Raw genomic sequence first — 12,674 nt, forward strand, 5'->3', positions numbered from 1 at the left:
CGCGGCGCCCGACACGCGCGTGCTCGCGCACCTGATCCGACGGCCGCGGTCCGGGGTGGCCGACGCTGTCGTTCGTGATCGGACTGCTTTCCCTGCTCGGTGCCGTCGCGGGCTTCGCGGCAGGACGTCTCGCCCGGTTGCTGCTGCTTTCGGTGCGGAGGGGCGTTCCGCCGCCGCGCTGGTGGTGCGAGTCGGCCGTGGCATTGCTGTGGGCGGTCGCCTGCGGCTGGGCCGCCGCGGGCGGACCGCCGTGGTGGTGGCTGCCGATGCCGCTGGCGCTGGGCTGGCTCGCGGTGCCGCTCGCCGTCTGCGACATCCGCGCCTCGCGGCTGCCCGACGCGCTGACGCTGCCCGCCTATCCCGGCGCGGCGGCGCTGCTGGGCTTCGCGGCGCTGTTCTCGTCCCGGGACCTGCTCTCCGGAGCGGTGCTGGGCCTGGTGATCTTCGCGGGCGGTTACCTCGGCATCCGCGCGGTGTCGCCCGCGGCGCTCGGACCCGGTGACGTGAAGCTGGCCGGAAGCCTCGGAGCCGTGGTCGGCGCGGTGTCGGTTCCGGCGGTTCCCGCCTGCATGCTCGCGGCGGCGGTGGTGACGTTGCTGCTGCTGCGCGGCAGGCCGGGCGCGGCCGTCGCGCACGGTCCCGCGATGCTGGCCCCGGCCTGGCTGGCCACCGCGTTCCCCGAGTTGACAGATGCTCGCGTCTGGTGATGGCAATTCCCACCCGGACGGGTTGCGCGGGCCCTGACCGTGGCAGGATCTACAGGTGTGCTGCGTTGGATGACCGCTGGAGAATCGCACGGCCCCGCCCTGGTCGCGGTGCTGGAGGGAATGGTCGCGGGGGTCGCGGTGACCACCGCCGACATCGCCGCCGAGCTGGAACGCCGCAAGCTCGGCTTCGGCCGCAGCCCGCGGATGAACTTCGAGGCCGACGAGCTGGAGATCATCGGTGGTGTCCGGCACGGGCGCACCCAGGGCGGCCCGGTCGCGGTCCGCATCGCCAACACCGAGTGGCCCAAGTGGGAGCAGGTGATGGCGGCCGACCCGGTCGACCAGGACGTGCTGTCCTCGCTCGCCCGCAACGAGCCGCTGACCCGGCCGCGGCCCGGCCACGCCGACCTGCCGGGCATGCAGAAGTACGGCTTCGAGGAGTCGCGGCCGGTGCTGGAGCGCGCGAGCGCGCGGGAGACCGCGGCGCGGGTCGCGGTGGGCACCGTCGCGCGGCAGTTCCTGCGTCAGCTGCTCGGGGTGGAGATCGTCAGCCACGTCGTCAGCCTCGGCGGGGTCACCGCCGAGAGCGACCACCTGCCCGGCCCCGGTGACCTCGGGGTCATCGACCAGAACCCGGTCCGCGCCTTCGGCGACGCCGCGACCGAGCGGATGATGGCCGAGGTCGACGCGGCCAAGAAGGACGGCGACACCCTCGGCGGCGTCGTCGAGGTCATCGCCTACGACCTGCCCCCGGGCCTGGGCTCGCACGTGCACTGGGACCGCAAGCTCGACGCCCGGCTCGCGGGCGCGCTGATGAGCATCCAGGCCATCAAGGGCGTGGAGATCGGCGAGGGCTTCGCCAACGCGGCGCGGCGCGGGAGCGCGGCGCACGACGAGATCTACCCGGCCGAGGGCGAGCGCTGGGTGCGGCGCGGCAGCAACCGCGCGGGCGGCCTGGAGGGCGGCATCACCAACGGCGAGCCGCTGATCGTGCGCGCCGCCAAGAAGCCGATCTCCAGCCTGCCCCGCGCGCTGTCCACGGTCGACGTCGTGACCGGTGAGCCCGCGCAGGCGATGCACCAGCGCTCGGACATCACCGCGGTGCCGCGCGCGGCCGTGGTCGCCGAGTCGATGGTCGCGCTGGTGCTGGCCGAGGCGGCGCTGGAGAAGTTCGGCGGCGACTCGCTGCCCGAGACCCGCCGCAACGTGGAGAGCTACCTGGCCGGTCTGCGGGAGCGGGCGGAGAAGCGGAAGGTGCGCTGATGGGACCGCGTGCGGTGGTCGTCGGCCCGCCGGGGGCGGGCAAGACGACGGTCGGCGAGCTGCTGGCCGAGCGGCTGGAGCTGCCGTTCCGGGACACCGACGCCGACGTGGTGCGAACCGCGGGCAAGCCGATCGCCGACATCTTCACCGGCGAGGGCGAGCCGGTGTTCCGCGAGCTGGAGGAGCGGGCGGTCGCCACCGCGCTGGCCGAGCACGACGGCGTCCTGTCGCTCGGCGGAGGCGCCGTGCTTTCGGCGCGGACCCGCGCGCTGCTGGCCGACCAGCCCGTGGTGTTCCTGTCCGTCGGCCTGGCCGAGGGCGCCCGCCGGACCGGGCTGTCGACGGCGCGCCCGCTGCTGGCCGGGGTCAACCCGCGCGCGACCTTCAAGGCGCTGCTCGACCAGCGGCTCCCGCTCTACCGGGAGGTCGCGACCTGGGAGTTGGTGACCGACCACGTCGAGCCCGAGGCGCTGGTGGACCAGCTGGTCGAGCGGATCGCGGAACGCCACGCGCACTCGGGGAACGGTCCGGAATGATGCGAGCCAGGATGATGATCTCGAATTGGGGGACACGATGACCGAGCCGGTCCGGATCCGGGTCGCCAGCCAGCAGCCCTACGACGTGGTGATCGGGCGCGGCCTGCTGGGCGAGCTGGTCGAGGTGCTGCGCGACGCCTCGGTGGTGGCGCTGGTGCACCAGCCGAGCATCACCACGACCGTGGACGCGGTCCGCGAGGAGCTCGCCGAGGCGGGGCTGGACGCGCACCGCGTGGAGGTGCCCGACGCCGAGGACGGCAAGAGCCTGGCGGTCGCAGGCTTCTGCTGGGAGGTCCTGGGCAAGATCGGCATGGACCGCCGCGGCGTGGTGGTCTCCTTCGGCGGCGGCGCGGTCACCGACGTCGCCGGGTTCGTCGCGGCGACCTGGATGCGCGGGGTCCGCGTGGTGCACGTGCCGACCACCCTGCTGGGCATGGTCGATGCCTCCATCGGCGGCAAGACCGGCATCAACACCGACGCGGGCAAGAACCTGGTCGGCATCTTCCACGAGCCGAGCGCGGTGTTCGTCGACCTGGCCACGCTGGAGGGCCTGCCGCGCAACGAGCTGATCGCCGGGATGGCCGAGGTCGTCAAGGCCGGGTTCATCGCCGACCCGGAGATCCTGCGGCTGATCGAGGCCGACCCGGAGGCCGCGCTCGACCCGTCCGGCGACGTGCTCGCCGAGCTGGTGCGCCGCGCGATCCAGGTCAAGGCCGACGTGGTCGCCAGCGACCTGCGCGAGTCGCACCTGCGGGAGATCCTCAACTACGGCCACACCCTCGCGCACGCCATCGAGCGCCGCGAGCGCTACCGCTGGCGCCACGGCGCGGCGGTCAGCGTCGGCATGGTCTTCGCCGCCGAGCTGGCCCGGCTGGCGGGCCGCCTCGACGACGAGACCGCGGACCGGCACAAGAAGGTGCTGGACCTGCTGGGCCTGCCCACCACCTACGACCCGGACGCGCTGGGCCAGCTGCTGGAGGGCATGCGGGTGGACAAGAAGACCCGCTCCGGCGTGCTGCGGTTCGTCGTCCTCGACGGGCTGGCCAAGCCGGGCAGGCTGGAGGGCCCGGACCCGTCGCTGGTGGCCGCCGCCTACTCGGCGCTCACCGGCGGGGACGACCGCAAGCAGGGCTCGGAGGTGCTGCTGTGAAGGTCCTGGTCCTCAACGGTCCGAACCTGGGGCGGCTGGGCCTGCGGGAGCCGGGCATCTACGGCAGCACCACCTACGCCGGGCTCGTCGCGCTGTGCGAGGACACCGCGGAGGAGCTGGGCATCTCCGTCGACGTCCGGCAGACCGACCACGAGGGCGAGATGGTCGGCTGGCTGCACGAGGCCGCCGACCACGGCCTGCCGGTGGTGCTCAACGCCGCCGCGTGGACGCACTACTCGGTGGCCGTCCGCGACGCCGCGGCCCAGCTCGAAGCCGACCTGATCGAGGTGCACATCTCCAACGTGCACAAGCGCGAGGAGTTCCGGAAGGAGAGCTACCTCTCCGAGATCGCGACCGGGCTCGTCGTCGGGCTCGGGGTGCAGGGCTACGCGCTGGCCCTGCGCTGGCTGGCCGGCAAGGCCGGGTGACCGCCGCCCCGGGCCGATCCGGCGGTCCGGGCCGAGGTGATCGCATAAACTGGGGCGGTTCAGCTGTCGCCGCCCGTGGGCGGTCCGGGGAGAGGTCGCCGTCCGCGTCATGAAGTTGCGTTCACTTGGTGTGCTGGCGGCGGTCCTGCTGCTCGCCTCCTGCTCCACTGTGGAAGGTGCGCCCGGGCCCGCCGTTCCTCCCCGCGCGCCCGCGGAGCCCCCGCCGACGCTGACGCTGACTTCGGCCGGTGGCCGGGAAAGTCCCGGAGTGGTGGCGGCGGGCGGCCTGCCCGCGCCGTACAACTACGGGCCGACCGTGGTCGCCGAGGACGGGCGGTACCGGGCGTGGTGGTGCAGCCAGCTCCCCGGCGTCGGTCCGGCGGGCGACGACATCCTGCACGCCTCGTCACCGGACCTCGGTGCCCCGTTCACCGCGGACGCCGCGCCCGCGGTGCCGGTGTTCAGCGGCCAGCCGGGCGGATTCGACGCCATGCACACCTGCGACCCCTCGGTCCTGCGGGTCGGCGGGCGGTACTACCTGTACTACACCGGCGCTGCCGGTGATCACGCGCACGGCAACGCGATCGGCGTCGCGAGCAGCGACGACGGCCTCGCGTGGCGGCGGGAGTCCGGTGGCCGTCCGGTCGTGACGTCCTCGCACCAGGTGGTGCGGCCCAACGTCTACGGCGCCGGGCAGCCGTCCGCGGTGTTCCTGGACGGCTGGTTCTACCTGATGTTCACCGACACCACGGCGGCCGGCGCGGGCTGGAACGGCGCGGGCCAGTTCGTGCTGCGGGCCAGGGACGCCGAGTTCTCCGACCGGGTGCAGGCGCTGACCGCCACCGGGTTCGAACCGGTCGGCCGGGATCCGGTGGACCGCGCCCGTTCCGTGGTCGACGCGTTCAGCGCGGACTGGATGTGGGTCGACGCGCTGGACGCCTTCGCCATCGCGCACCAGACCGCCGAGGGCACCACGATCACCTTCTGGGACCGCGAGTTCACCCGCCACCCCTACTACCCGCTGATCATCCCCGGTGCGTGGCAGGAAGGTCCGGGGCTCGCGCGCGATCCGAGCGGTCACGCCCCGGTGTCCACTTCGGACCCGTGCGGGACGGTGCCGGTCGACGTTCTCCGCGCCACGGCGTTGAATCCGGCCCCGACCGACATCCGCCGCTTCGGCATCGACATCGTCGACGTGCGGGCGTGCGAGTCGCCGGAGCGCGCTCGCGCTGTCCTCCACGGATTCGGCGTTCCCTCCCCGTCGCGCACGGTGGATCTGGTGCGCGACGGGGAGAAAGTGCGCGTGGAACGGCGATCGGTGGCCGAGACGATGGCCAGGGGAGTGCTCGGCGAACGCGTTCCGGCGCTCGACGGTCTTCCGGTCGTCGGCACGATTCCCGCGCAGGCGCCCGCTTTGCGTTCGCCCGAGGGAGAAGTCGGGCTGCTCGACGACCGCGGTCGCTTGTGGACGGTCCCGATGGCCGCGGTCGACGCCAACGGCTCCGTCATCCGCGACGCATCCCGGTCCGAATGGGACGCCGCGCTGCGGTGAGCGTCACCAGGGCGTCAGCGTGACCTTGATCGACGTCGGTGCGTTGTCCTGGATGTAGGAGGCGAAGTTCGCGACGTCGTCGAAGGCGAACCCGTACGCCTTGCCGTCCTCGGTGTTGGCGTGCATGACCTTCGAGTAGTGGTTGGTCACCTGGTTCTTGTAGAAGGCCGCGGGATCGGTGCCGGGCTGCTCGGCGGCGTCCAGCAGCGTTGAGCGGTTGAACGCGGCGCCGAGGATCGCCGCGACCGGGCCGGTGACGCCGTCGTTGGGCGCGGCCAGCGCGCCGTCGCAGAACAGCACGTCGCGGGTGCTCGGGCGGGCGATGGCCTGCACGCCGCCGTCGAAGGTGAAGTTGTCGCCGGAGACCTGACCGGTGAAGGTGCGGCCGTCGTCGAGCCCGATCCTGAGCTGGGTGGACTGGTACTTGCTCCACACCTCGTCGATGTAGGAGTCGTAGTAGTCCCCGGCGAACGCCCCGAGGTCCAGCCCGTGGCCGGGCGCGATGACCCGCAGGTCCTCCTGCCGCAGCTGCTCGAAACCGGCGTTCTCGGTGACACCGGCCAGGATCCTGTCCCGGCCGCCCGCGGGCACGGTGCCGGTGGTCTGGTCCTGCGAGCCCTGGAGGTTGATCGCCAGCGGCACGCTGAACATGTCGACCATCGTGGTGTTGCAGTACATCCCGTCGGCCTTGAACGTGAACTCCACGGTGTCGTGCAGCACCCGGTAGTTCGGGTCGCTGGACACCCAGCCCGCCGGGTACTGCAGCGCGGGCTTGCCCTCGCCGTCGGTGACGACCTTGAACTTCAGCTTGTCGCCGAGGGCGAAGTAGATCCGCCCGGACATGCTCGGCAGCGTCAGCTGGGTGTCCCCGCTGCCCTGCAACGGGATCGAGTAGTCGGCGAATCCGTCGGAACCGTTGTCCGACGGCGAGACGGGCACCAGCTGCCCGTCCGGGGTCACGCGCGACTGCTCGCCGGTGTCGAGGTTGGTGCCGACGACGTAGACCGAGATCGAGGCGTTGTCGAAGTTGCCGGTGCTGTTGACGATCGTCAGCGGCAGCGTCGGCGCGGCGCGGCGGAGGGCGGCGTGGGCTGGCAGCGAGCCGAGGGCGGGGACGGCGAGGGCGGCGGCGGAGACCCCGCCGAGGAACGATCTCCTGTTGAGCACGTGCGGCTCCTTTCGACGAGTCGGTGGGTTCATTGTGAGAGCGCTCTCAAGCCGCAACAATGCTCCGTTCCGCGTCCGCTTCGTGGTCGGATCGGCGCAGCCGGGGCGCTGATCAGCCCGTGAACCGGACCTGCGGCCACTGCGGGGACGGGCCGTCGAGCAGGCCGTCGTCGTCGCCCCGCAGGTGCAGGTCGAAGAAGGAGCGCAGGTACGCGCCGACCGCCGCGATGTCCGGGGGAGAATCGTCCACATCGGACGTACCGACCAGCTTTTCCAGGTCCGCGTCGCCGATCACGCCTGCTGCGCGCAACTGCGGGGCGATGACCGCGAGGTCGTTGAAGGTGTTGTGCGCGGCCGAGATCACCTGAAGCGCGCGCCGCCATCCGCGCAGATGGCTCCAGAACTCGGAGACCAGTTCGTGGTTCTGGTCGCTCGGATCGGCGGTGAACAGCAGGAACGGTCGGTCCAGTCCTTCGGTGGTCACCGAGCCCCACGGGTCCTCGCGGGTGCCGAGCGCGCCGTCGAGGTCGGCGCCGGCCAGGATGCGCGGATCGTCGTGCATGGACTGCGCGGCGGTCGCGCCGCCCAGCGAGTGGCCGTAGATGCCGATGCGGTCGAGGTCGAGCACGCCGCGCCAGGACTCCAGCTCGTCGAGCACGAACCGCATGTCGACCGCGCGGATTCCCAGCTCCCGCTTGAAGGTCTCGAAGCTCTCCGGGTCGGGCTGGTGGTTGCCCTCCACCCTGCCGTCCGGGAACTCGACCTGCGTCGGGTCGTAGGTGTGGTCCACGGTGACCACGGCGTAACCGTGGCTGGCCAGCTCCTCGGCCAGGACCGTCCCGAAGTCGCGGGACATCAGGTGTCCGTGCGAGTAGAGCAGCACCGGCATCCCGCCGCGGGGCGCCGCACCGGCGTGCGAGTGCGTCCTGGTGGCAGCCCAGTCGACCGATCCCCGCGGGATGCGCACCGGGATCGCGACCGTGCCCTCCGCGGCGACTCCGGTGAAGGTCCGCGCCGCCCCGGGCCGCATGTGCGGGGCGAGCGGGCCGGACCCGGCGGCCGGGTACCGGATGGTGATCATCAGCTCGCGGTACGGCTTGTCCACCCACGGATCGGGGCGGTCGCGGTCGACCAGGTGCAGATCGGTCGTGCCCACCCGGTGCGGGCCGGTCGGCGCCGGGAGGCGCAGCCGAAGCGCGCCCGGCCGCGCGAGCGCCTGCGCGGGCAGCGCGGCGGTGGTAAGTGCTGCGGTGGTGAGCGCGGCGGTGACGAAGAGCCTTCGGTTCATTCGGATCACGGGTGTCCCCCTCGGATGTGGTGTTCGGGATCTTCCAACCTGCGCGGTGAAGAAGACGTGAGCGTGCGGTGGTGGTCGGGTGCCGCGGTGGTGGGGCGTGGCGGTGGCCGGGTATCGCCGTCCCGGCACCTAGCCATCGTCGGGACGTCGCCGCACGCTCGCGCGCGGCGAGGCCGGATCCTGTGACATATTGACCGTTCGGCCACTCGTGCGCGCCGCGCCCGCAGGCGAAGCTCGGAGCCGTGATCGCTACCGCAACCAAGGTCCGGCCGCGGATCCACCCCGCGTGGTGGGTGGCCGCCGTGGCCTTCGTCGCCCTGCTGGGCGCCGCCGCGTTCCGTTCGGCCCCCGGCGTCCTGCTCAACCCGCTGCACGAGGAGTTCGGCTGGTCGCATGCCACCATCTCGCTCGCCGTCTCGGTCAACCTGCTGCTCTACGGCCTGACCGCGCCGTTCGCGGCGGCGCTGATGGTGCGCTTCGGCATCCGCCGCGTCGTCGTGTTCGCGCTGGTGCTGGTCGCGGCGGGCAGTGGCCTGACGGTGTTCATGACCGCGAGCTGGCAGCTGGTGTTCTGCTGGGGGCTGCTGGTCGGGCTGGGCACCGGGTCGATGGCGCTGGCGTTCGTCTCCACCGTGATCGACCGCTGGTTCCTGGCCCGGCGCGGGCTGGTCAGCGGGGTGCTGACGGCCGCGAGCGCGACCGGGCAGCTGGTGTTCCTGCCGGTCGTGGCGATGCTCAACGACGCCTACGGCTGGCGCGCCGCGTCGCTGGTCGTCACCGCGGCGGCGCTGGCGATCGTGCCGCTGGTCCTGCTGCTGCTCCGCGACCGTCCCAGCGACGTCGGCGTCTTCCGCTACGGCGCGACCGAGGCGGAGCCGGAACCGGAGACCACCGGCGAACCGCCGCACCGCGTCGCGCTGGCCGCGCTGCGCGACGGCGCCCGCACGCCCACCTTCTGGCTGCTGGCGGGCGCGTTCGCGATCTGCGGCGCGAGCACCAACGGCCTGATCAACACGCACTTCGTGCCCGCCGCCCACGACCACGGCATGCCGACCACGACCGCCGCCGGCCTGCTGGTCGTCGTCGGGGTGCTCGACGTCGTCGGCACCGTGCTGTCGGGATGGCTGACCGACCGCGTCAACCCGCGCATCCTGCTGGCCGTCTACTACACGCTGCGCGGTGCGTCGCTGTTCGTCCTCCCGCAGCTGTTCGCCCCGACGCCGGGGGCGGAGATGATCCTGTTCGTGGTCTTCTACGGCCTGGACTGGATCGCCACCGTGCCGCCGACCATGGCGCTGTGCCGCGAGCACTTCGGACCGCGCGCGTCGGTGATCTTCGGCTGGGTGTTCGCCGCGCACCAGCTCGGCGCCGCGGCCATCGCGGGCATCGCGGGCCTGGTCCGCGACCACTTCGGCGACTACGCCGCGGCCTTCTACGGCGCGGGGCTCCTCTGCCTGCTGGCGACCGCCTTCTCCGTGTCGGTGCGGCGGAAGCCGGCTTGATCCCGTGCTGCCCCGGGAACCGCCCGGGGCAGCACGTCCAGCACTTCCGGGTTCAGGGCAGCATGTCCAGTTCGAGCAGGGTCGCCTCCAGCGAGCCCTCCAGCACCAGCAGCCGGCGCTTGGCCTCCAGACCGGGCCCGAAGCCGCCCAGCCCGCCGCCGCTGGCCAGCACCCGGTGACACGGCACGACGATCGGGACCGGGTTGCTGCCCATGATCGTGCCGACCGCGCGGGCGGCCTCCGGCCTGCCGGACCGCTCGGCCAGGCCCCGGTAGCTCACGGTCTCGCCGAAGCCGACCTGCTCGTGCAGGGTCCGGAGCACGTGCAGCCGCAGCCCCTGCACGGTGTCCCAGTCGATCGGCAGGTCGAAGTCCCGGCGGCGGCCCGCGAAGTAGTCGGCCAGCTGCGCCGAGACCGCGGCGGCCGGGCCGCCGTCCTCGCGCAGCTCGACCCCGTCGTAACCGGGCAGCACCCGCTCCGGCCCGGAGAACGCGACCTGGCGCAGACCGGAGTCACCGGCGACCACCGTCAGGTCCCCGACCGGGCTGGGCAGCACCGCCCACGACAACACCATCGGCACGCCCGGAGGGTAGCGGCGGACCCCGACAGCGGGCGTGCGCCATAACCCGGTGCATCTCGCGGAACCGGCGTTTGGCGGCTTTCCGCCGAGTGCTGCCGAGACGGGGGTGTAGGGCTGTGCCCAGCGGTTAGGCTGCGATTCATGTCCGAATCGCATGCTCGCCGACGTCACGACCTCCGCGCCCGCCTCCGCGAGCGCGAGCTGGACGCGATGCTGGTGACCGACCTGCTCAACGTCCGCTACCTGACCGGGTTCACCGGGTCCAACGCCGCCCTCGTCGTGCACGCCGCCGACGAGCAGGGCGCGGAGGCGCGCACCGTCTTCTGCACCGACGGCCGCTACCTGACCCAGGCCGCCGAGCAGGTCCCCGACCTGGAGCGGGTCATCGACCGCGCCAGCGCCATGGCGCTGGCCGAGCGCGTCAGCGCGGCGTCCGGGCAGTACCGGCGGACCGGCTTCGAAAGCCAGCACGTCACCGTCGACGGCCACGAGGAGCTGGCCGCCGCCGCGGGCGGCGTCGAGCTGGTCCGCGCCCCGGGTCTGGTCGAGGGCCTCCGGCTGATCAAGGACGAGACCGAGATCGAGGCCCTGCGGATGGCCTGCGCCGCCGCCGACCGCGCGCTGGCCGACCTCATCGAGCACGGCGGGCTGCGCCCCGGCCGCACCGAGCTCGAAGTAGCCCGCGAGCTCGACGGCCGCATGCTCGACCACGGCGCGGCGGGCCCGTCCTTCGACACGATCGTCGCCGCGGGCGTGAACTCGGCGATCCCGCACCACCGGCCGTCCGACGCGGTGCTGGCGGCGGGCGACTTCGTCAAGCTCGACTTCGGCGCGCTGGTCGACGGCTACCACTCCGACATGACCCGCACCCTGGTGCTGGGCGAACCGGCGGACTGGCAGCGCGAGATCTACGACCTGGTGCACGCCGCGCAGGCGGCGGGCCGGGCCGCGGTGGTGGTCGACGCCGACGTCCGCGAGATCGACGGCGCGGCCCGCGGGGTCATCGAGGACGCGGGCTACGGCGAGCAGTTCCTGCACGGCCTTGGCCACGGCGTTGGCCTGGAGATCCATGAGGCACCGGCGTTGTCCCAGCGGGGGGACGGTAGAATTGCCGCCGGGATGGCGGTCACCGTCGAGCCCGGCGTGTACCTGCCGGGGCGTGGCGGCGTCCGCATCGAGGACACACTGGTCGTGCGTCCTGGCACGCCGGAGCTCCTCACCTTGACGACGAAGGAGCTCATCGCCGTCTGAGCGCGACGTGCGCCCGAGCGCCGGCAGCGCGCAGCGCCGGCGACAACCACCCGCAGCCATCACCACAGGAGAGACCCCGAACGTGGCTTCCACGAACGACCTCAAGAACGGACTGGTGCTCAACCTCGACGGCCAGCTCTGGTCCGTCGTGAACTTCCAGCACGTCAAGCCCGGCAAGGGCGGCGCCTTCGTGCGCACCACCCTGAAGAACGTGCTCTCGGGCAAGGTGGTGGACAAGACCTTCAACGCAGGCGTGAAGGTCGACACCGCGAACGTCGACCGCCGCGAGATGACCTACCTCTACAACGACGGCACCGACTACGTGTTCATGGACCCGGACACCTACGACCAGGTCGGCGTCTCGGCCGAGGTCGTCGGTGACGCCGCGAACTACATGCTGGAGAACAGCCAGGTCGTGGTCGCCCGGCACGAGGGCAACCCGCTGTACGTGGAGCTGCCGGCCTCGGTCGAGCTCGACGTCCAGCACACCGACCCGGGCGTGCAGGGCGACCGCTCCACCGGCGGCACCAAGCCCGCCACCCTGGAGACCGGCGCCGAGATCCAGGTCCCGCTGTTCCTCAACACCGGTGACAAGGTGAAGGTCGACCCGCGCGACGGCCGTTACCTCGGCCGCGTCAGCACCAAGTGATGGCCTGTTCCGGCGTGCGCGCCCGGAGGCCGTCCACCGCGGCGCGTTCCGCCGCCGGAAGGTGGGTGTGAGTTGGGCGCACGCAACAAGGCGCGCAAGCGCGCCGTCGACGTCCTCTACGAGGCCGACCTGCGCGATGCCGACGCCGTCACGCTGCTCTCGGAGCGGGTCGGCTCTCCGGAGCTGCCGCCGATCAACGACTACACGGTCACCCTGGTCGAGGGCGTCACCGCCAACCGCCAGCGGATCGACGAGCTGCTCGTCGAGCACGCCGAGGGCTGGACGCTGGCGCGGATGCCCGCGGTCGACCGCGCGGTGCTGCGGCTGGGTCTCTACGAGCTGCTGTGGCGCAGCGACGACGTGCCGCCCGCGGTGGCCATCGACGAGGCCGTCGAACTGGTGAAGGCGCTGTCCACGGACGACTCGCCCCGGTTCGTCAACGGTGTGCTCGGCCGCATCGCGGGCATCGGCGACCGGCTGCGCAGCACGCTTAGCAGCGAGTGAGCGCAACGCTCCGCGTTGCGTGGCGCGTCAGCGCCATCCGCCCGCAGGGCGGATCCAGGCATCTCGGACGCGACGAGCGTCCGGTCAC

The 12,674-nt window shown here is 72.5% G+C and carries 13 protein-coding genes; 10 read left to right on the plus strand and 3 right to left on the minus strand.

Going from position 1 to position 12,674, the window contains the following annotated elements:
* Positions 1-74: 74 nt before the first annotated feature.
* The 6 genes from ABD691_RS21010 to ABD691_RS21035 all read left to right on the plus strand — a co-directional run bounded on the left by ABD691_RS21010 (position 75) and on the right by ABD691_RS21035 (position 5,636).
* Positions 75-707, plus strand: coding sequence for a prepilin peptidase (locus ABD691_RS21010; protein ID WP_344682237.1), 633 nt, complete (start codon positions 75-77; stop codon positions 705-707).
* Between the two features lie 57 nt (positions 708-764).
* Positions 765-1,970 (plus strand): chorismate synthase, encoded by a 1,206-nt coding sequence (gene aroC, locus ABD691_RS21015; protein ID WP_344682239.1) that lies wholly within the window; start codon positions 765-767, stop codon positions 1,968-1,970.
* Complete coding sequence (locus tag ABD691_RS21020; protein WP_344682241.1) at positions 1,970-2,506, plus strand: shikimate kinase; 537 nt, start codon at positions 1,970-1,972, stop codon at positions 2,504-2,506. Before aroC ends, ABD691_RS21020 begins: the two co-directional genes overlap by 1 nt.
* A 37-nt stretch (positions 2,507-2,543) precedes the next feature.
* Complete coding sequence (aroB, locus tag ABD691_RS21025) at positions 2,544-3,656, plus strand: 3-dehydroquinate synthase (RefSeq protein WP_344682243.1); 1,113 nt, start codon at positions 2,544-2,546, stop codon at positions 3,654-3,656.
* Complete coding sequence (aroQ, locus tag ABD691_RS21030; RefSeq protein WP_344682245.1) at positions 3,653-4,084, plus strand: type II 3-dehydroquinate dehydratase; 432 nt, start codon at positions 3,653-3,655, stop codon at positions 4,082-4,084. Before aroB ends, aroQ begins: the two co-directional genes overlap by 4 nt.
* Positions 4,085-4,193: 109 nt before the next feature.
* Positions 4,194-5,636, plus strand: a complete 1,443-nt coding sequence (locus ABD691_RS21035; RefSeq protein WP_344682247.1) for a glycoside hydrolase family protein — start codon at positions 4,194-4,196, stop codon at positions 5,634-5,636.
* A 3-nt stretch (positions 5,637-5,639) separates the two neighbouring features.
* Here the strand turns inward: ABD691_RS21035 and ABD691_RS21040 are convergent, their stop codons facing one another.
* Both ABD691_RS21040 and ABD691_RS21045 read right to left on the minus strand, forming a co-directional pair.
* Complete coding sequence (locus ABD691_RS21040; RefSeq protein WP_344682249.1) at positions 5,640-6,803, minus strand: glycoside hydrolase family 64 protein; 1,164 nt, start codon at positions 6,801-6,803, stop codon at positions 5,640-5,642.
* Positions 6,804-6,915: 112 nt separating this feature from the next.
* Positions 6,916-8,091, minus strand: coding sequence for an alpha/beta hydrolase family protein (locus ABD691_RS21045; protein WP_344682250.1), 1,176 nt, complete (start codon positions 8,089-8,091; stop codon positions 6,916-6,918).
* A gap of 251 nt (positions 8,092-8,342) precedes the next feature.
* Between ABD691_RS21045 and ABD691_RS21050 the strand changes: the two genes are divergently transcribed.
* The gene (locus ABD691_RS21050) at positions 8,343-9,602 is read left to right on the plus strand and encodes an MFS transporter (RefSeq protein WP_344682252.1); all 1,260 of its coding nucleotides are present in this window, start codon (positions 8,343-8,345) and stop codon (positions 9,600-9,602) included.
* 52 nt (positions 9,603-9,654) lie between these two features.
* On the opposite strand, the gene ABD691_RS21055 is transcribed toward ABD691_RS21050, so the two are convergent.
* Complete coding sequence (locus ABD691_RS21055; protein ID WP_344682360.1) at positions 9,655-10,176, minus strand: methylated-DNA--[protein]-cysteine S-methyltransferase; 522 nt, start codon at positions 10,174-10,176, stop codon at positions 9,655-9,657.
* A gap of 147 nt (positions 10,177-10,323) precedes the next feature.
* On the opposite strand from ABD691_RS21055, the gene ABD691_RS21060 reads away from it, so the two are divergent.
* From ABD691_RS21060 to nusB, 3 genes are all read left to right on the plus strand, one after another.
* A complete protein-coding gene (locus ABD691_RS21060; RefSeq protein WP_344682254.1) occupies positions 10,324-11,433 on the plus strand; it encodes a M24 family metallopeptidase in 1,110 nt (369 codons plus the stop codon).
* A gap of 82 nt (positions 11,434-11,515) precedes the next feature.
* A complete protein-coding gene (efp, locus tag ABD691_RS21065; protein ID WP_344682255.1) occupies positions 11,516-12,082 on the plus strand; it encodes an elongation factor P in 567 nt (188 codons plus the stop codon).
* A 72-nt stretch (positions 12,083-12,154) separates the two neighbouring features.
* Entirely contained in the window at positions 12,155-12,586 is a 432-nt protein-coding gene (nusB, locus tag ABD691_RS21070) for a transcription antitermination factor NusB (RefSeq protein ID WP_344682256.1), read from the plus strand.
* Positions 12,587-12,674 lie beyond the last annotated feature (88 nt).

The sequence above is a fragment of the Saccharopolyspora taberi genome (genome assembly GCF_039534165.1).
GTDB lineage: Bacteria > Actinomycetota > Actinomycetes > Mycobacteriales > Pseudonocardiaceae > Saccharopolyspora_D > Saccharopolyspora_D taberi.